Source organism: Azoarcus sp. DN11, assembly GCF_003628555.1.
Classification (GTDB): Bacteria; Pseudomonadota; Gammaproteobacteria; order Burkholderiales; family Rhodocyclaceae; genus Aromatoleum.
Window position 1 is genome coordinate 1,703,424 of the sequence record NZ_CP021731.1, and the last position, 17,814, is coordinate 1,721,237.

A 17,814-nucleotide genomic window follows, 5' to 3' on the forward strand; every position below is an offset into this window, starting at 1 on the left:
GCGCCAGCGTCGGCAGGGTAGCTTGCCGGCGCGGGCCATCCCGAATCCCGGGATGGCGCACCCGCGGCGAGGAACGGATCAGATGCCCTTCCAGGCGTAACGCACGCCAACCCATGCGCTGCGTGGCGCGCCCGGGGCGATGAACTGTTCATGGCGCCATTCGCCGGGATCCGCCACAAACGCGTTGTCGGGGCCGACGAAGGGGTTCGCCGCCAGCGCCCCGGCACTCGCGTAGCGCTTGTCGAACAGGTTGTCGATGCGGCCGAAAAGGGTCCAGCCGCGCGCCAACTGGTAGTCCGCGCGAAGATTGACCACCCCGTATCCGGGAAGTTTCCCGCGCCCTTCGAACCTGCCCTGGGGCTCGTGGCGGTTGTTTTCGTTGCCGCGCACGTAGCGGTCGGAATATGCAACGAGGTCGGCCCCCACGCGCAACACGTCGGTGGCGTGCCAGCCGAGACCGAGCTTGAGGCTGTGCTTGGACAGTCCGGGCAGCCGGTCGCCGCGCGCAACGCGGATCTCGTCGTCGGGGCAGCCGCCCTGGCCTTCGGTGCTGTTGTTCTCGGCGAGCAGGCAGGCCGAGGACTGGAAGGTCGCGTCGAGGTAGCTGTAGTTGGCCTGCCAGTCGAAGGCGCCGATTTCCCCGCTCAGGCCCAGCTCGATGCCCTGGCGGCGGGTCTGTCCGAAGTTGGTGAAGAAACCGAGGCTGCCGGCGGTGCCGACGAAGAGGATGTCGTCGTGGTTGGTGCTGCGGAATGCGGTGGCGTTCCACTGGGTGTTGCCGGCGAGTTTGCCGCGCACGCCGAATTCGAGCGTGCGGGTGACGACCTGTCCGAGGAACGGGTCGGCGGCCATCGCATTCGGCAGGCTGCAGGCGTTGCCGGGATCGGCGCAGCCCAGCTCGATCGGCGTCGGCGCGCGGTTGCCCTGGGTGAAGCCGCCGTAAACGGTGAGGGCAGGCGTCACCTCCCAGGTGAGACCCAGCGCCGGATTGAGCTTGTGGTAAGTGAAGTCGCCGTTGAGTGCGTCGCCCATGCGATCGCTGTTGAGCACGCTCGTGCGGTTGTAACGCAGCGAGCCCGTGAGATGCACGGTCGGGGCCAGCGCGACGGTGTCGGTCGCATACACGCTGGTGGTGCGCGTGCGGCCGAGCAGGCTGTTCACCGGCTCTTCGTCGCCGGTGGCGGAAATGCCGCGATTTGCGGTCAGCTCGCCCGCTTGCTGGCTCTGGCGGAAGCCGGCGTGGCTGCGGTCGTGGGACACGCCGACCGAGAATTGGTGGGCGCCGGCGATGCGGCTCCACTGCAGCGCGATGCCCGCAGCGGTCTGGCCGGTGCGGGCGCGGTTGAGTGCGCCGGCTTCCGGTTCCGCTCCGACGGGAAAGCCGGCAGCGGCCCATTGCGCGAACTCGCTCGCGAACTTGTCGTTCAGGTCGCCGTTCAGCGTGCGGGTGAGGGTGCGCCGCGCGTAGACGGTGCCCGAGATCTGGTCCTGATCGTTGAGCCAGTGGCTGCCCGAGAGTGCCAGCAGGGTGCTGCGGTTCCGTGTCTCGTCGGGATGGGTGAAGGTCGCTGCGCGCCGTTGGCGTTCGATGCTCTCCGGTACGAGGGCGTTGCCGATCAGGTCGGTGTCGGCGTGGGCGAGCGTGAGCGCCAGATCGGTTTCGCCCCTCGTCCACGCGAGCTTGCCGAACAGCTGGCCCACTTCGGACGGGGAATGGTCGCGCCAGCCGTCTTCCTTCATGCCCTCGGCCGCGACGTACCAGGAAAGCTCCCCGCGCTTGCCGCCGTGCTCGACGGAGCCGCCGCGGCGGTTGAAGGAGCCGCCGTATACCTCCAGCGCGCCGCCGGGGTGCGTGTCGCCGCGCTTCGTCTGCAGCGCCAGTGCGCCACCCAGGGTGTTGAGGCCGTACAGGGGGTTGGAGCCCGGCACGAGCGTCATCGTGGCAATCGCCGTCTGCGGGATCAGGTCCCAGTTCACGACGTCGCCAAAGGGTTCGTTGACGCGCACGCCGTCGAGGAAGACGGACAGGCCCTGCGGCGTACCGAGCAGCGGCGAGGCGGAAAAGCCGCGGTAATTGAGGTCGGCCTGGTAGGGATTGCCCTGGATCTCGTTCACGTTGACGCTCGGCAGCTTGCGCTGCAGCTTCTCGGTCAGCGCTGGCCCGCCCGCGTCGCGCAGTTGCTGGCTGTTCATCAGCTGGACGTTGGCGGGAACCTGGTCCTTCGGGAGGTTGATGCCCGGCAAGGGCGTGGTGCCGACGACCTCCACCGGCGCGAGTTCGACCGTTTCGGCTGCGCTGGCGGCGGTAACGGATCCCAGGAGGGCGGTCAGGATCGCGAGCGGTTTGCGGATCGGTGCCGGGGGGGCGTGCTGCATGAGCTTGCTCTTGTTGGCTGAAATGATTGGCCGGCCGGCGCGATGCTCCGTGAGCCCTGCCGGATGCAGGCGTCAGCGTACATATACCGCGTGGCGCTTTCCATAGGAAAAACTCTGATTGCCGACGTCCTCACGCGCTGCTGGAGTGAATGTCGGCGGGGCGCAAACGGATCGGCCGTGAGCCGGGGCGGAAATTTCCATGCATCGCGGCACTCGACAGGCGTCCCCGCGGTCTGAACTTGCGGAGGCCGGCGACGGCCGTTCTCGAGGAGGCGAGGCATATGCGCAGTCCGGCGGCATCACGGCTTCCTGCCTGCAGCATGACGCGGGCGCAGTTCCTGCGGCTCGCGGCAGGGGCTGTCGTATCGTTGGTCGCGGGCCGGTGGGGGCGTGCGCAGGCGCCGGCCGGATCTTCGGGAGGTGCGATGTTGACGCGACCGATTCCTTCGACGGGGGAGAGGCTGCCCGTGATCGGCCTGGGCACCTACGTGGGTTTCGATGTCGAGCGCGATTCGGAGCAGTATCGCAGGCTGCCTGAAGTGTTGAGGGTCATGTTCGAGGCGGGCGGGTCGGTGATCGACTCGTCGCCGATGTACGGGCGCGCCGAGGCAGTGACGGGCGAACTGCTCGCCGCCGAGGGCGTGCGCAGCAAGGCTTTCGTCGCGACCAAGGTGTGGATTCGCGGGCGCGCCGAGGGCATCCGGCAGATGCAGGAGTCGATGCGGCTGCTGCAGGTGGAGCGTCTGGATCTGATGCAGGTGCACAACCTGGTCGACTGGCGCGTGCATCTGGCGACGTTGCGCGACTGGAAGGCGGCGGGCCGGGTCCGTTACATCGGCATCACGCATTACACGAACGGCGCCTACGCCGAACTCGAAGCGGTGATGCGCGAGGCGCAGTTCGACTTCGTGCAGGTGAATTATTCGGTCGCCGAGCCCGAAGCGGAACGGCGCATCCTGCCGCTGGCGGTCGATCGCGGCATGGCGGTGCTGATCAACCGGCCGTTCGGCGGCGGCCGCGTGCTGCGGCGGCTGAGTGACCGGCCGTTGCCGCCGTGGGCGGCAGAGATCGGGGCGACGAGCTGGGCGCAGGTGCTGCTGAAATTCGTGCTGAGTCATCCGGCGGTGAGCTGCGCGATCCCGGGCACGGGGCGGCCCGAGCACGTGACGGATAACGTCCGCGCCGGCATGGGGATGATCCCCGACGTGGCGTTCTGGAAGCGCCGTCTGGATTCGATCAGTGCCTGAGCGTCCAGCCAGGCCGCGTTGGGCCGCAGGGCCCGGACCATGAAGAGGAGGCAAGGGTGATCGCGCAATCCCGGCGCCAGTCCGGGCTCCATTTCCTGCTCCAGTCGCCCGTCAATCGCCGGCGCCGTGCGCTGCTGGCGGCCAGCGCGGCGACTGCGGTACTTGGCGCGCTGCCCGGATGGGCCGTCGCGTCATCCGACGGTTTCAGGATCGGCGTCATCGGCGCCGGACGGATCGGCGGCACGCTCGCGGAGCTGTGGGCGAAGGCCGGCCACGAACTCCTCATTTCCTCGCGCCACCCCGACGAGCTGAAGCCCCTCGCGGCGCGCCTGGGCTCGAACGTGCGCGTGGGGACGCCCCGCGAGGCGGCGACCTTCGGCGACGTCGTGCTGATCGCGGTGCCGTATGGGGCGCTGCCGCAGTTGGGGCGCGACTACGCGGGGCTGATGGCGGGCAAGGTGGTGCTTGAAACCGGCAATCCGCGCCCCGAGCGCGACGGCCCGATGGCGACACCGACGCTGAACCGCGGCACCGGGCTCGCGTCGGCCGACTACCTGCCGGGCGTGCGGCTGGTGCGGGCGTTCACGTCGGTGCCGTATCTTGCGCTGCGCAGCGAGGCGCATCGCAGCGGCGAGCGCATCGGTGTGCCGCTGGCGGCGGACGATCGCGACGCGCTGGCGGTGGCGGCACGGCTGGTCGAGGATGCGGGCTTCGAGGCGGTGCCGGTGGGCGGGTTGACGCGGGCCAGGGACTTCGACGTCGGTTCGCCGGTGTTCGGCCGCGCGCTGACGGCGCGCGAGCTGCGGCAGGCGCTGGGCCTGGTGCCGAACCTGTGATCGGCGCCGCCGGCGGGTCAGCGATGTTCGCCGCACTCATCCGGCGGGTGGTCCCGGTTCGCGAAGGCGAGACCCTGCCGCTGCTGCTCGCCACCGCCTACGGTTTCGCGATCCTGTATGCCTACTATCTGCTGCGGCCCGTGCGCGACGAGATCGGCGCGGCGGATCGCGGCAACCTGCAGATCCTGTGGACCGCGGTGTTCCTCGTGATGCTGCTGGCGGTCCCGCTGTATTCCGTGGCCGTCGCCCGCTGGCCGCGGGCGGTGTTCGTGCCGTTGGCGAACCGCTTCTTCGCGGCCAACCTCGGCGCGTTCTATGCCGCGCTCCACCTGCTGCCCGCGGTCGCGCTCGTCGGCTTCGTCGCCCGCGGTCGCGCTCGTCGGCTTCGTCGCCCTCGGCGCGGCACCGGCGCTGGCTGCGTTGGTCGCCGTGCGCGTGCTCTACGACAGCAGCCGCCATGCGTTGGCGAAGCCCGCGCGCGAGGTGCTGTTCACGCTGGTGAGCCGCGAGGAGCGTTACAAGGCCAAGGCCTTCATTGACGCGGCGGTGTATCGTGGCGGGGACCTCGCGAGCGGCTGGATCTACGCGGGGCTCGCCGCGCTGGGCCTGTCGGCGGGCGCGATCGCGCTGGCGGCGGTGCCGGTCGCGGGCGGCTGGATCGTGGTCGCGCGCCAGTTGGGACGCTGGGAGGAGCGCGATCGTACCTGAGCCGCGCCGCGGGGCGTAGTGCCGCTCACTTCCGGACCTATTCGTGGTAAATTACCACGTAAATATTACAAAACTGCGTTGGGCGTGCGGAGGATCGACTCTCTGCACACGCGCCGATCCCCCTGTCCCGAAGCAGAACTTCCCCATCCGAATATTTTGGATCGACCACGTCATTTACGGATGAACGGATGAAGCTGCCTGACTTTCGGTGGCGCAAGCTCAACACGCGAATCGCCCTCGTCACGCTGTGCATCTTCCTGGTCGGCATCTGGTCGCTGGCCTGGTACGCCAGCCATGTCCTGCACAGGGATATGCAGCGCCTGGTAGGCGAGCAGCAGTTCTCGACGGCCACCATCCTGGCTGCGGGCGTCAACGAAGATCTCGCACAACGTCTGCACGCACTGGAGGTTGTCGCCGGGACGATTGCCGCGGCCTCCGCGCGGACCCCGTCCGGGCTGCAGATGCTTCTGGAACGGAATCCGGTCCTCCTGGATCTGTTCAACGGCGGTGTGATGGCCCTCGACGCCGATGGCACCGCGATCGCCGACATGCCGCGTTCGGTCGGGCGGATCGGCCTCAATTACATGGAACGGGATCACGTCGCCGCTGCGCTCCGGGAAGGCCGGGCAATGGTCGGTCGGCCGGTCATCGGCAAGAAGCTGTCGGTGCCCGTGTTGGGCATGGCCGCGCCGCTTCGCGACGCTCAGGGGAAGGTGGTTGGTGCCCTATACGGCGTGACCAACCTGTCGACGTTGAATTTCATCGACAAGGTCGCCGGAAACGGCTACGGGCGCACCGGCGGTTACGTGCTTGTTGCGCCGCAATATCACCTCGTGCTCGCGGCGTCGGACAAACGCCGCATCATGGAGGTGCTGCCGGCCCGCGGCACCATCCCTGCGATCGACCGCTTTGCGGACGGCTACGAAGGATCCGTCATCTTCCATAACCCCCCCGGCGTCGAGATCCTCGCCTCGGCGAAGGGCATTCCGCTGGCGGGCTGGTACGCGGCCGTTGCGCTGCCGATCGAAGAGGCTTTCGCTCCCATTCGCGACGTGCAGCGGCGTGTGCTGGTTGCCGCGCTCCTGATCAGCCTGCTGGCTGCGGGGCTCACCTGGGTGCTCGTCAAGCGTCAGCTCGCGCCGGTGCTCGATACCGTCAAGTCGCTGGCCGCGTTTTCGGATTCGGAGCAGTTCTTGCACCCCCTGCCCATCGTTCGCGACGATGAAGTCGGAGAGCTGATCGGTGGGTTCAACCGCCTTCTGGAGACGCTGTCGCAGCGCAAGCGCGCGGTGAAGGAAAACGAACGGAAGCTTTCCTTGATCCTCGACAGCGTCGACGCCTTCATTTACATGAAGGACGCGGCGGGCGTGTATCTGTTTGCCAATCGCAAGGCGTGCGAACTGTTCGGCCTGGCCGAATCGGAAATCGTCGGGCATGGCGACGAGAAGTTCTTCGATGCCGAGACCGTGGCGCGGATTCGCATGGACGACGCGCAGGTTCTGGAGAAAGGGGACTCGGTCAGGACGGAGGAAACCCTCCGCAATCGCAAGGACGGCGGCACGTCGACCTACCTCACCTTCAAGCTCCCGCTGCGCGATGGAAGGGGTGAGGTCTACGCACTGTGCGGTATCTCGACGGACATCACGGAGCGCAAGCAGGTCGAGGAGACTTTGCGCGAAAGCCGGGTATTCGTGCAGGGGGTACTGGACTCCGTGCCAAGTCAGATCGCCGTTCTCGATGGTGACGGGATGATCATCGCCGTCAATGAACCGTGGCGGCGATTTGCCATCGAGAACGGGCTCGAGCCCGGGAAAGCCGCGCCCAACACCGATATTGGAACGTCTTACCTGGCGATCTGCGGTACGAGTGACAATGGCGCCACGGGCGGGGCCGCCGAGGGGATCCGCGCAGTGCTCGCAGGTCGGCTGCCCAGTTTCAGTCTCGAATATCCCTGTCACGCCCCGCATGCGCAGCGCTGGTTCACGATGACCGTCAATCCGCTGGGGCCCGAGCGCCAGGGCGTGGTGGTCATGCACAGTGACATCACGGCCCGCAAACTGGCCGAGGACGGCTTGCGCCTTGCCGCCAGTGTTTTCACCCATGCCTATGAGGGGATCGTACTCACGACTGCGACGGGTGAGATCATGGACGTGAACGAAGCCTTCTGCCGCATCACCGGCTACAGCCGGGAGGAGGTGCTGGGCAGGAACCCGCGGATACTGAAATCGGAGCAGCATGACGAGACGTTCTACGCGGCGCTGTGGCAGCGGCTTGCCGAGAAGGGCCACTGGCAGGGGGAAATATGGAACCGCCGCAAGAGCGGGGAAATCTATCCGGAACAAAAGACCATCACGGTCGTGCGCGATGAGCATGGCCGGGTTCAGCATTATGTCGCGTTGGGCTCGGATATCACCGAGCGGAAGAACATGGAGGAGCAGATCCGCCAGCTCGCTTTTTACGACGCGCTGACGAATCTGCCGAATCGCCGACTGTTCCACGACCGCATGCGGCAGACGCTTGCCGCCTGCCGGCGCACGGGCCGGCAGGCCGCCCTGCTGTTCGTCGACCTGGACAATTTCAAGCCGCTGAACGACACCCACGGGCACGACGTGGGCGATCTGCTGCTGGTGGAAGTGGCCGGGCGGCTGCAGAAATGCGTGCGCGAGGTGGACACCGTGGCACGCTTTGGCGGCGACGAATTCGTGGTGATGCTCGGCGACCTTCAGGCCGATCACGTGGAGTCGCGCCGCCAGGCCGAGCGGGTGGCGCAGAAGATCCTGGCGCGCGTTTCCGAGCCCTATGTGCTGACAGTCGAACACGCCGGCCAGCCCGCGCGCACCGTCAGGCACCACTGTTCGGCGAGCATCGGCGTGGCAATGTTCCTGGACACCGAGGGGAGCGAAGAGCTCATCCTCAAGCGCGCGGATGCCGCGATGTATCAGGCCAAGGAGGCCGGCCGCGGAGCCATCCGCGTGGTCGATTCCGGTGCCGGGGCGTCGCCTGTGGAACCGGAAGCACTCGACTGACCGTCAAGCGCGCGGTCCCGCCGCAAGGGCTGCGCCGGCATCCGGGGCGGTCACTTTCCCTGCGACAGCCTTGCCTTCAGATCGGCAAACGGGTTGTGCGTCGCCACGGCGCCGTTGTCCGTCCGGATCGAGCTGCCCGCCTGTGCTTCGAGCTGCCGCTGGTGTTCGTTGTCGTGGCAGTAGATGCACAACAGCTCCCAGTTGCTGCCGTCGGGCGGGTTGTTGTCGTGGTTGTGGTCCCGGTGATGCACGGTCAGTTCGCGCAGATTGGCGAGGGTGAATTCGCGTCCGCAGCGGCCGCAGATCCACGGGTAGATCTTCAGTGCGCGTTCGCGGTAGCCGTCGCTGCGCGCGTCGGCGGCGCGCCGGGCATTGGCGACGATACGGTCGAGCTTGTCGTGGTCGAAGGCCTTCATGGCGGGACGATTCGCTTGTGGCTCGTGGACGTTTCGATCGCGGCGGAATTGCGCCGGTTCATCGGGACCTGAGGGCGCGGTGCGGGCGCGCTCAGAGCAGCGCTTCGATGTCGTTCGCGATGGACTGGGGCGACGTCATCGGGGCATAGCGTTCGACCTGCGTGCCGCTGCGATCGACGAGGAACTTCGTGAAGTTCCACTTGATCGCCTCCGTACCGAGCACGCCCCGGGCGTGCGCCTTGAGCCAGGCGTACAACGGGTGGGTGGCGTCGCCGTTGACGTCGATCTTCGCGAACATCGGGAAGCTGACGCCGTAGTTCTGCTCGCAGAACGCGGCGATCTCGGCGGCGTTGCCGGGTTCCTGCTCGCCGAACTGGTTGCACGGGAAGCCCAGCACGACCAGCCCGCGGTCGCGGTACGTTCGGTAAAGCTGTTCCAGGCCCGCATAGTGCGGGGTGAAGCCGCATTGGCTCGCGGTATTCACGATCAGCAGCACTTTCCCGGCGTATTCGCCCATCGTCGTGCTGCCGCCGGCAAGGCGCTCGACCTCGATGTCGCCTAGTTGCGTGTCCATGTGCCTGTCCCTCCACATCCTGCCTGCCGCATTACGGCGATACCCCCGGCCGGGCCGGGGGGCAAAGCGTCACGCCGTCACAGCAATCCTTCGGCCTTCATGGCCGCGGTGACCGACGGGCGGGCGGCGACGCGGGCCTGGTAGGCGGCCAGTGCGGGCCATTTCGCCAGGTCGATGTCGATGTACTTCGCCCAGCCGAGCACAGTGAACAGGTAGGCGTCGGCGACGCTGAAATCGGCGCCCAGCAGGTAGTCCTTGCCCGTGAGCTGTTCGGCGATGTAGCCGAGGCGGCGGTCGAGGTTAGCGCGGCAGATCGTCTTCCACGCATCCGGGGTGGCCGGATTGAAGAACGGGCTGAAGGTCTTGTGCAGTTCGGTGCCGATGAAGGTGAGCCAGCTCTGCAGGCGGTAGCGCTCGGGCGTGCCGTTGGGGGGCGCCAGCTTCTTCTCCGGGACCTGGTCGGCAAGGTACTGGACGATCGCCGGCCCTTCGGTGAGCAGTTCGCCGTTGTCGAGCAGCAGCGCGGGGACGTAGCCCTTCGGGTTGGTCTTCGTGTAGTCCTGCCCCGATCCGGTGACCTTGGTCTGCAGGTCGACGGTTTCGGTTTCGTACTTGAGGCCCGCTTCTTCGAGCACGATGTGCGGGGAGAGCGAGCATGCACCGGGTTTCAAGAACAGCTTCATCGATAGGCTCCTTGGCCGGGTTATTGGTGGGTGCGATCGGAAAGCAACTCCTTGCGTGCGCGGGGCCCGAGCGGGCGAACCGCGGCGCTGCGGGCGGCCTTCCGTGATGGGGGTGCCCGGGAACGTTCCTGCCGTGGCAACGATTGCACGTCCGGGCACACCGCAAAGACTCCCGGATCGTGCCGGGGTTCCGCAGAGCCTACGCGCGGGGCGCGCACAAGGCAATGCGGATCGCCGCGCGCACGTTCAGCGTGTGCTCACGCTGCGCAACCTGACGATGTCGGCGCAACGCGCCGATTGACGGGCGCCACCGCCGCTCAACCGGCACCCGTCTGGGGGTAGTCCGCACGTGGGTGGGAGAACTGGTGCAGGGTGGCCTGTTCGCTGCGCAGGCGCCGGAACAATTCCGTCATCACCGCGTCGATCTGGGGTGCCGACAGGATGTCCATGTCGAAAAGAATCGCACCGAGCAGCCGGTGGCCGTTCCCGCTCAGTTCCCCGCGAACCTGGCAGGCGAGCGCTTCAGTGAGCTGCGATTCCGTGAGGAATCCGAGTTCGACGGCGATTTGCCCGAAGCGCGGGCCGTATTTCTCCGAAAGACTCTTGCGTATGGAATTGAACATGATCCGGGGCTGGCGACAGTGTCCTGAGCGCGGTCCGATGCCACCACGCCCCCACGGCCGGACTGCGCCGCGCGTGCCGGTGTATCGTAAGTGTCTGTTCCGAACCTCTCATGCCGATGCGGCTGCGATTGACGCAGTCGGCACGAAAACGAGGCGGACAACATATTACACCGGCAATATTGCCATTGCATGTCATTTCGTGGGGTGCGGCGTCGGGCCGTCGCCCTGGAGCGGAGCTGCTCAGGCTTCAATCAGCCCCGATCGCACCGCGATCAGCGCGAGTTCGGCGGCGTTCGCCGCGTTGAGCTTCTGCTTGATGTGGTACAGGTGCGTGCCGACCGTGCTCGGGCTGAGCTTGTGCGTGTCGGCGACCTGGTTCACCGAGCTGCCTTTGGCGAGCTGCAGGAACACCGCGAACTCCTTGTCGGTGAGCGCATCGGCGGGATCGTTGCTGCCGCCGAACTGCGCGAGCGCGAGCTGCGGGGCGAGTTCGGGGTCGACGTAGCGCTGGCCGCGCGCCACCTGCGCGACGGCGCGCACGAGCTCCTGCGGCTGGGCGCGCTTCGACAGGTAGCCGGTGGCACCCGAGCGCAGCGCACGCATCGGGATCTGCGAATCCTCGTGCGCGGAGAGCATCAGCACGCGCGCGCCGGGGTGGCGGGCAAGGAGGCGCTCCAGCGCGCCGAGGCCGCCGATGCCCGGCATCGTCACGTCCATCACGAGGACGTCGGGCTGATGCTCGGCGAAGGCGGACAGTGCGCCCTCGCCGCTGTCCGTTTCGGCGACGATGCACGCACCGGCCCCTTCGAGCAGCATGCGGAAGCCCATGCGGACGATGGTGTGATCGTCGGCGAGGATGAGGCGGAGGTTTTCAAGAACGCTGGCCATGGAAGCTCTCCTCGGGTGAGTGGTGATGGGGCAGGCGGGCGCTGACGCGCAGTCCGCCGCCGGGGGGCGTGTCCAGATGCAGTTCACCGTGCAGCTCGGCGACGCGCTCGCGCATGCCGGTGAGGCCGTAGTGCCCGGGGAGCGTGTCGGCGGCGAGGCCGCGGCCGTTGTCGCAGACTTCCAGCGCGACGGCGTCCGGCGCGAATTCGAGGCGCACATCGACGTGCGAGGCGCCGGAGTGGCGGGCGACGTTGGTGAGGCTCTCCTGCAGCAGGCGCAGCACCGTGAGGCTCAGGGCGCCGTCGGTGGGGGTGCCCGCCGGGGCGGTGCGGCAGTCCACGCGAATGTGGGGGTGGTGGCCGGACCATAGGTGGCAGTAGTCGCTCACTGCCTGGTCGAGCCGGCCGCCGCCGTCGGTGCTGGCCGGGCGCAGACGTTGCAGGATCGCGCGCACGCCGTCCTGCATCTGGCCGGTCATCGCGAGGATCGCCTGCGCGCTGCCGTGGAGCTGCGGCTGGTTGTCGCAGCGCTGCAGGATCGCGCCGGAGATTGCGCGCACGGCGGTGATGGCCTGGCCCAGCTCGTCGTGCAGCTCGCGTGCGATCACGCGGCGCTCTTCCTCCAGCCGCGCCTGTACGGCGCGTGCGAAGGCCTGGTCTTCTTCGAGGCGCAGGTTCTGCGCGCGCGTGTCGTCGAGCGTGTCGGCGAGGCGGTTGTAGCTGGCGGCGACGCGGTCGAGCTCGGCGACGCGGTAACCGGGCAGACGTACGTCGAAGCGGCCGTCGGCGCCGCGGGCGAGCGCCGCGTCGATCTGCGCGAGCGGGGCGAGCGCGCGGTGCAGCGCGAGGCGGGCGCCGATCGCGACGATCAGCAGCAGCGCGAGCGCGGAGCCGAGGCCGGCGGCGAGATCGTCCCAGGCGTCGAGGACGGCGCGCGACGCATCCGGCCGCAGCACGATCTGGCGGTCGCCGACGTCGAAGTGGCGCACCGGCAGCGAGGGCGTGAGCCAGTCTGCAAACCAGTCCGGCGCGAAGCGGCCGGGCTTGTAAGTCGATTCGGGCGACACGTACAGGCGCGCGCCGTCCGGCCCGAGCACTTCGAGCTGGTTCGCGCGCAGTCGCCCGACCGCGCGCAGGTGGGTCATCAGGCGGTCGGGGCCGTCGGTGCGGTCGCGCAGGGTCTCGGACACCAGCACCGTGACCCATTGCTGCGCGACGTGGCTCGCGGCGAGCACCTCCTCGTGGATGGACTTGCGCGTCTCGCTCACCCACCAGCCGACGCCGGCGAGCAGCACGAGCGCGAGGATGGCGGCGAGCACGAGGCCGATGCGGGTGCCGAGGGTGGTCGATCTAGCGCGCATGGGCTTTCTCCAGCACCGCCTGTTCGGCGGCAGGGAAGAGGTGGACGACGGAGCGGCGGTATTCGCGCTCGACTTCGGCGAGGCCGCGAAAGCGCGCGGGAATGGGGCGGGCGAGCATCTCGGTCATGTCGAGGCCCGACTCGGCGCCTTCGCGCATCGTTGCGGCCACCCATTCAAGATAGTCGCGCGTCTGGGTGATTGCAGCCGCGTCGCGGACGACGTCGCCGTGGCCCGGCACCCACTGCCGCGCGGGGAGCGCCTCAAGGCGCTTCAGCGTGGAGAGCCAGTGCGCGAGGTCGGCGTGCGGCGTGGTGGCGGCGCGGTCGTGGAACAGCAGGTCGCCCGCGAACACGGTGCCGCTCGCGTGATCGATCAGGACGAGGTCGGCCGGTGTGTGGCCGTCCAGCGCGACGATCTCGATGTCGCGCCCGCCCACCGTGCGCCGCCCTGCGGCGAGGGGCTGCGTCGGCACGACGCGCTCGGTGCCTTCCATCCAGTCGCCGGCCATGCGGTACAAGTTCTCGTTGAAGGCCTCGCCATCCTTCTGGATGCCGCGCTGCGTTTCGGGCAGTGCGGCGAGGGTCGCCGCGGGGAAGGCCTGGTTGCCGAGGAAGTGGTCGGGGTGGAGGTGCGTGTTGATCGTCAGCACGACCGGCAGCGGCGTGACGCGCCGGATCGCGGCGAGCATCTGTTCGCCGTAGCGGCGCGAGGGGCCGGTGTCGATGACGATGACGCCGGTGCTGCCGACGAGGAAGCCGGTGTTGACGATGTTGCCGCCGTTGGCGGGTGAGAAGTCCTCGCGCCGGCCGGTGAAGACATGCACGCCCGGGGCAATCTCCTGCGGCGCAAGGTGGTAGTCGAAGCGCGCGGCTTCAGCCGCGGCCGGCGCGGGCGCCGGGAGCAGCGCCAGTGCGCCGGCGAGCAGGACGGGGAAAGCCACACGCCGCGCGTTCATTGCGTCACCCACGCATCGATGCGGTTGCCGTCGTTGTCCCGCCCGCGGGCGCGGACGCGCGCGCCGGCGGCGGGCATGTCGATCGTGAACAGCGGGTTCTCGGACACCGGCTCGTAGGTCTGGATGCGCATCAGCTCGGCGCCCGATTCGTCCGAGAGGGTCAGCTCCTCGATGTGGAACGCCGGGATGCCGGGTGCGAATCCCGTGTCCATAGGATGGATCACGCGCATGCGCAGGCGCTCGCTGCCGTCGCTGCGGGAAAAGATCTTCCCGCTGACCTCGTTCAGGCGCTCCTGCCATTCGGGCGAACCCGAGCCCGTCGACGGCGCCGTGCAGCCGCCGCCCGTCGCGGTGACCCACGTGCCGCCGACGTGCCACACGCCGTCGGCAGTGCGGGCGGCGGCGCGCACCGGCGAGGATTGCTGCAGCTTGAGGCGGAAGCCGAGGGCGGGCTTCGCCTTCACGGGGTGGAAGCGCAGCGCCGCGAGGATCGGGTTGAAGTCGGCGAACACCAGCACTTCCTCGATGCCGGCGAGTTCGCTCGCATCGACGAACACGGGGACGTTGAGCGAATCTTCGGCGATCGCCGGCGCAGTGACTTGTACGCGCGCATCGAACACCACCGTGCGGCCGGCGAAGAAGGTCGTCGCCATGTCGCCCCAACGGGCCGAATCCAGCGGATCGGTGCTCGCGGGCATGGCGACAGGCGCCACGGCGCTTGCATCCGCAACGGAACACAGCCACAGCGTCGCCAGGGCGAGCACGGTCGTACGGCGCATCGAGTCTCCTCCGCGGGCGGTCGATGCCGCCCTTGTTTGTTCCCTCAATTTAGCAAGGAATGTTCCATGCGAATGAGGGACACATCTGTGCGGAGCGCAACGAGCGACTGCTCCGAAACGGAACAGGTGCTGTCAATCAGAGCAGTGAAAATCGCCAGATGGCATCGTCGAACCTTGAAAAATGCCCCTTCTGAGCCATGTTTCAGGGAACCGCGGCATTTTTCGCGGTGCGCGGACCGGTGGCACGCCCTTTGCGAAACCGTTGCCGAATCCGGTCGCCCGGTCAGGGAGGCGGTTTCCAACAAATACGACGAGATTCCACAAGGAGGATTCAAATGGAGCAGATCCGCAAACGCGCAGGGCTGTCCGTCGCGGCATCCGTCCTCGCGCTGTCCCTGGCAGGCCTGGGCAGCGTGCAGGCCAAGGAGGTCACCGACGCGGACATCCTCGCCGACGGCACGGGCAACACCACGCAGGTCGTCACGCACGGTCTCGGCACCAAGGGCCAGCGCTTCAGCCCGCTCGCGCAGATCGACCCGCAGACGGTGAAGGACCTCGTTCCCCAGTGGTCCTTCTCGTTCGGCGGCGAGAAGCAGCGTGGCCAGCAGTCCCAGCCGCTGGTGTTCGACGGCAAGATGTACGTGACCGCCTCCTACAGCCGCATCTTCGCGCTGGACGCGAAGACCGGGGCGAAGCTGTGGAAGTACGAGCACCGCCTGCCCGACGGCATCATGCCGTGTTGCGACGTGATCAACCGCGGCGCGGCGATCTACGGCAACCTGGTGATCTTCGGCACCCTCGACGCGCAGCTCGTCGCGCTCGACAAGGACACCGGCAAGGTCGTGTGGAAGGAGAAGATCGCCGACTACAAGGCCGGCTACTCCTTCACCGCCGCGCCGCAGATCGTCAAGGGCATGGTCATCACCGGCAACTCCGGCGGCGAGTTCGGCATCGTCGGGCGTGTCGATGCGCGCGATGCGAAGACCGGCAAGATGGTGTGGACCCGCCCGGTCGTCGAAGGCCACATGGGCTTCAAGTACGACAAGGACGGCAAGCAGGTCGAGAACGGCATCTCGGGCACGACCAACGCAACCTGGCCGGGCGACCTGTGGAAGACCGGCGGCGCGGCGCCGTGGCTGTCCGCCTACTACGACCCCGACGTCAACCTGATCTTCATCGGCACGGGTAACCCGTCACCGTGGAACAGCTGGTTGCGTCCGGGTGACAACCTGTACTCGTCCTCGACCGTCGCGATCGATCCCGACACCGGCAAGATCGTGTGGCACTACCAGACCACCCCGCACGACGGCTGGGACTTCGACGGCGTGAACGAGTTCGTGTCCTTCGAGTACAAGGATCCGAAGTCCGGCAAGCTGGTCAAGGCCGGCGGCAAGGCGGACCGCAACGGCTTCTTCTTCGTGCTCGACCGCACCAACGGCAAGCTGATGAACGCCTTCCCGTTCGTGAAGCGCATCGACTGGGCCAAGGGCATCGATCTCAACACCGGCCGGCCGATCTACAACGACGACAAGCGTCCGGGCAACCCCTTCACGGAAGGCGGTGGCGACGGCAAGAAGGGCGCGGTGGTGTTCAATGCGCCGTCCTTCCTCGGCGGCAAGAACCAGATGCCGATGGCGTTCAGCCCGAAGACCGGCTACTTCTACGTGCCGGCCAACGAGTGGGGCATGGACATCTGGAACGAGCCGGTCTCGTACAAGCGCGGCGCGGCCTACCTGGGCGCCGGCTTCACGATCAAGCCGCTCAACGACGACTACATCGGCGCGCTGCGCGCGATCGATCCGGTCAGCGGCAAGATCGTGTGGGAGGTCAAGAACAACGCGCCGCTGTGGGGTGGTGTCCTGACCACCGGTGGCAACCTCGTGTTCTACGGCACCCCCGAGGGCTACCTGAAGGCGATCGATGCGACCAACGGCAAGGAACTGTGGAAGTTCCAGACCGGCTCCGGGATCATCGCGCCCCCGATCACCTGGGAAGACAACGGCGAGCAGTTCGTCGCCGTGGTGTCGGGGTGGGGCGGCGCAGTGCCGCTGTGGGGCGGCGACGTCGCCAAGCGCGTGAATATGCTCGAGCAGGGCGGTTCGGTGTGGGTGTTCAAGCTGCACAAGTCGTGAGAGGCCGCGAATAAATCTACTGCGCGACCCGATTTCGTCCCTGTGATGCTCGCCGTACCACTTGTACGGCTGCGCTTCTCGGAACGAACTCGGGCCGCTCGCTACGATTTCTTCGCAACCTCTGATAGAAAGAGAAGCGGCTGAATGCCAACCGCATCTCGTCCCCCCGGTTCGCCGGGGTGGTCCGCTGAGCCTGCCTGGGCCTGCCCCATGGCGCCCGGGCGGGTTCAGCCGACCATCCCCCAACCGTCGCGAGTATTTCGCTGCCCGCTTTTTCCATCTTCGCCTGAGAGGATCCGTACGTGAAACGTCTCCCCATGAAATCGCTGATTGGTGCGACCCTGCTTGCCGTTGCGGCGCAGTCCGCGTTTGCCGTCGACCGCGGCACCCCGCGAGAAGCCCGCACGCTCTTCGACCAGGCCGTGAAGTACATCGAGGCCAACGGTCCCGAACGCGCCTTTGCGGCCTTCAATGACCGCAAGGGCCGGTTCGTGCGCAAGGACCTGTACGTCTTCGTGATCGATGACAAGGGCGTCTACCAGGCGAGCGGTGCCGCGCCCGAGGCGCTCGTCGGCCTCACCGTGCTGAACACCACCGACGCCGCCGGCAATCCGCTGTTCCGCGAGATGATCGACAGCACGCGCGTGACGCCCGAAGCCACCGTGCGCTACATGTGGCTCAACCGCGTGACGAACAAGGTCGAACCCAAGGTCAGCTACGTGCGCAAGGTCGGCACCTACGTCGTCGGCGTGGGCTACTCTGCCCCGCGCGCGAGCGCCGACGATGCGCGCGCGATGCTCGGCCGCGCGGTCGCGCTGGCGAAGGCGGACGGCCCGGTGAAGGCTGCGGCGGCGTTCAACGACCGGCGCGGGGCCTTCGTGAAGGACGACCTGTACGTCTTCATGGTGAACCTCGACAGCGGCAAGTTCGAGGCGATGGGCATGAACCCGGCGCTGTCCGACACCGACGCGCGCGGCCTAGCCGATGCGGAAGGGCACAAGATCATCGCCGAGATGATCGAGAAGCTGAAGACCGCCGACGAAGCCACTGTCGACTACGTATGGCGCAATCCGGTCACCAACCGCGTGGAAAAGAAGCGCTCCTACGTGCGGCGCGAGGGTGGTTCGATGATCGGCGTCGGACACTACACGGAGTAGTCGGGTAAATTCGCGTGCGTGGCGGCGGCGCGGACCCGGTAGGAGATGGCGTGG

Annotated in this window: 16 protein-coding genes; 7 read left to right on the forward strand and 9 right to left on the reverse strand. The window is 67.6% G+C overall.

The features are described from left to right. Positions 1-78: 78 nt before the first annotated feature. A complete protein-coding gene (locus CDA09_RS07755) occupies positions 79-2,376 on the reverse strand; it encodes a TonB-dependent receptor (RefSeq protein WP_121428090.1) in 2,298 nt (765 codons plus the stop codon). Positions 2,377-2,843: 467 nt separating this feature from the next. On the opposite strand from CDA09_RS07755, the gene CDA09_RS07760 reads away from it, so the two are divergent. From CDA09_RS07760 to CDA09_RS07775, 5 genes are all read left to right on the forward strand, one after another. After that, entirely contained in the window at positions 2,844-3,623 is a 780-nt protein-coding gene (locus tag CDA09_RS07760; RefSeq protein ID WP_286164413.1) for an aldo/keto reductase, read from the forward strand. Positions 3,624-3,679: 56 nt separating this feature from the next. Further along, positions 3,680-4,459: an NADPH-dependent F420 reductase gene (locus CDA09_RS07765; RefSeq protein ID WP_121428091.1), complete on the forward strand. Its 780-nt coding sequence runs from the start codon at positions 3,680-3,682 to the stop codon at positions 4,457-4,459. Positions 4,460-4,482: 23 nt separating this feature from the next. Further along, positions 4,483-4,998, forward strand: coding sequence for a hypothetical protein (locus tag CDA09_RS23125; protein ID WP_128106541.1), 516 nt, complete (start codon positions 4,483-4,485; stop codon positions 4,996-4,998). After that, positions 4,943-5,167 carry a hypothetical protein gene (locus tag CDA09_RS23130; protein WP_128106542.1) on the forward strand — a complete coding sequence of 75 codons (225 nt, stop codon included), beginning with the start codon at positions 4,943-4,945 and terminating at the stop codon, positions 5,165-5,167. The genes CDA09_RS23125 and CDA09_RS23130 overlap by 56 nt, the downstream gene beginning before the upstream one ends. 188 nt (positions 5,168-5,355) lie before the next feature. Beyond that, entirely contained in the window at positions 5,356-8,193 is a 2,838-nt protein-coding gene (locus CDA09_RS07775) for a PAS domain S-box protein (protein WP_121428093.1), read from the forward strand. A 50-nt stretch (positions 8,194-8,243) separates the two neighbouring features. Here the strand turns inward: CDA09_RS07775 and CDA09_RS07780 are convergent, their stop codons facing one another. The 8 genes from CDA09_RS07780 to CDA09_RS07815 form a co-directional block, all read right to left on the reverse strand. Next, positions 8,244-8,609: a YajD family HNH nuclease gene (locus CDA09_RS07780; RefSeq protein WP_121428094.1), complete on the reverse strand. Its 366-nt coding sequence runs from the start codon at positions 8,607-8,609 to the stop codon at positions 8,244-8,246. 91 nt (positions 8,610-8,700) lie between these two features. Next, positions 8,701-9,183 carry a glutathione peroxidase gene (locus tag CDA09_RS07785; protein WP_121428095.1) on the reverse strand — a complete coding sequence of 161 codons (483 nt, stop codon included), beginning with the start codon at positions 9,181-9,183 and terminating at the stop codon, positions 8,701-8,703. Positions 9,184-9,260: 77 nt separating this feature from the next. Beyond that, positions 9,261-9,866: a glutathione transferase GstA gene (gene gstA / locus CDA09_RS07790; protein WP_121428096.1), complete on the reverse strand. Its 606-nt coding sequence runs from the start codon at positions 9,864-9,866 to the stop codon at positions 9,261-9,263. Positions 9,867-10,183: 317 nt separating this feature from the next. Next, a complete protein-coding gene (locus tag CDA09_RS07795) occupies positions 10,184-10,489 on the reverse strand; it encodes a hypothetical protein (protein WP_121428097.1) in 306 nt (101 codons plus the stop codon). A gap of 240 nt (positions 10,490-10,729) precedes the next feature. Continuing rightward, positions 10,730-11,377 carry a response regulator gene (locus tag CDA09_RS07800; protein ID WP_121428098.1) on the reverse strand — a complete coding sequence of 216 codons (648 nt, stop codon included), beginning with the start codon at positions 11,375-11,377 and terminating at the stop codon, positions 10,730-10,732. Then, positions 11,361-12,737: a sensor histidine kinase gene (locus CDA09_RS07805; protein WP_121428099.1), complete on the reverse strand. Its 1,377-nt coding sequence runs from the start codon at positions 12,735-12,737 to the stop codon at positions 11,361-11,363. The genes CDA09_RS07800 and CDA09_RS07805 overlap by 17 nt, the downstream gene beginning before the upstream one ends. Beyond that, the gene (locus tag CDA09_RS07810; protein ID WP_121428100.1) at positions 12,727-13,692 is read right to left on the reverse strand and encodes a quinoprotein relay system zinc metallohydrolase 1; all 966 of its coding nucleotides are present in this window, start codon (positions 13,690-13,692) and stop codon (positions 12,727-12,729) included. The genes CDA09_RS07805 and CDA09_RS07810 overlap by 11 nt, the downstream gene beginning before the upstream one ends. Further along, positions 13,689-14,471 (reverse strand): quinoprotein dehydrogenase-associated SoxYZ-like carrier, encoded by a 783-nt coding sequence (locus CDA09_RS07815; RefSeq protein WP_121428101.1) that lies wholly within the window; start codon positions 14,469-14,471, stop codon positions 13,689-13,691. The genes CDA09_RS07810 and CDA09_RS07815 overlap by 4 nt, the downstream gene beginning before the upstream one ends. A 335-nt stretch (positions 14,472-14,806) precedes the next feature. Between CDA09_RS07815 and CDA09_RS07820 the strand changes: the two genes are divergently transcribed. Together CDA09_RS07820 and CDA09_RS07825 are read left to right on the forward strand one after the other, a co-directional pair. Further along, positions 14,807-16,603, forward strand: coding sequence for a methanol/ethanol family PQQ-dependent dehydrogenase (locus tag CDA09_RS07820; RefSeq protein ID WP_121428102.1), 1,797 nt, complete (start codon positions 14,807-14,809; stop codon positions 16,601-16,603). 302 nt (positions 16,604-16,905) lie between these two features. Then, a complete protein-coding gene (locus CDA09_RS07825; RefSeq protein WP_286164414.1) occupies positions 16,906-17,760 on the forward strand; it encodes a cache domain-containing protein in 855 nt (284 codons plus the stop codon). Positions 17,761-17,814 lie beyond the last annotated feature (54 nt).

Coding starts and splice junctions, on each gene's coding strand:
- CDA09_RS07795 (WP_121428097.1), bottom strand. CDS start 10,489: ATGTTCAATTCCATACGCAAGAGTCTTTCGGAGAAATACGGCCCGCGC.
- CDA09_RS07815 (WP_121428101.1), bottom strand. CDS start 14,471: ATGCGCCGTACGACCGTGCTCGCCCTGGCGACGCTGTGGCTGTGTTCC.
- CDA09_RS07775 (WP_121428093.1), top strand. CDS start 5,356: ATGAAGCTGCCTGACTTTCGGTGGCGCAAGCTCAACACGCGAATCGCC.
- CDA09_RS07805 (WP_121428099.1), bottom strand. CDS start 12,737: ATGCGCGCTAGATCGACCACCCTCGGCACCCGCATCGGCCTCGTGCTC.
- CDA09_RS23125 (WP_128106541.1), top strand. CDS start 4,483: ATGTTCGCCGCACTCATCCGGCGGGTGGTCCCGGTTCGCGAAGGCGAG.
- CDA09_RS07810 (WP_121428100.1), bottom strand. CDS start 13,692: ATGAACGCGCGGCGTGTGGCTTTCCCCGTCCTGCTCGCCGGCGCACTG.
- CDA09_RS07820 (WP_121428102.1), top strand. CDS start 14,807: ATGGAGCAGATCCGCAAACGCGCAGGGCTGTCCGTCGCGGCATCCGTC.
- CDA09_RS07755 (WP_121428090.1), bottom strand. CDS start 2,376: ATGCAGCACGCCCCCCCGGCACCGATCCGCAAACCGCTCGCGATCCTG.
- CDA09_RS07785 (WP_121428095.1), bottom strand. CDS start 9,183: ATGGACACGCAACTAGGCGACATCGAGGTCGAGCGCCTTGCCGGCGGC.
- CDA09_RS07800 (WP_121428098.1), bottom strand. CDS start 11,377: ATGGCCAGCGTTCTTGAAAACCTCCGCCTCATCCTCGCCGACGATCAC.
- CDA09_RS07780 (WP_121428094.1), bottom strand. CDS start 8,609: ATGAAGGCCTTCGACCACGACAAGCTCGACCGTATCGTCGCCAATGCC.
- gstA (WP_121428096.1), bottom strand. CDS start 9,866: ATGAAGCTGTTCTTGAAACCCGGTGCATGCTCGCTCTCCCCGCACATC.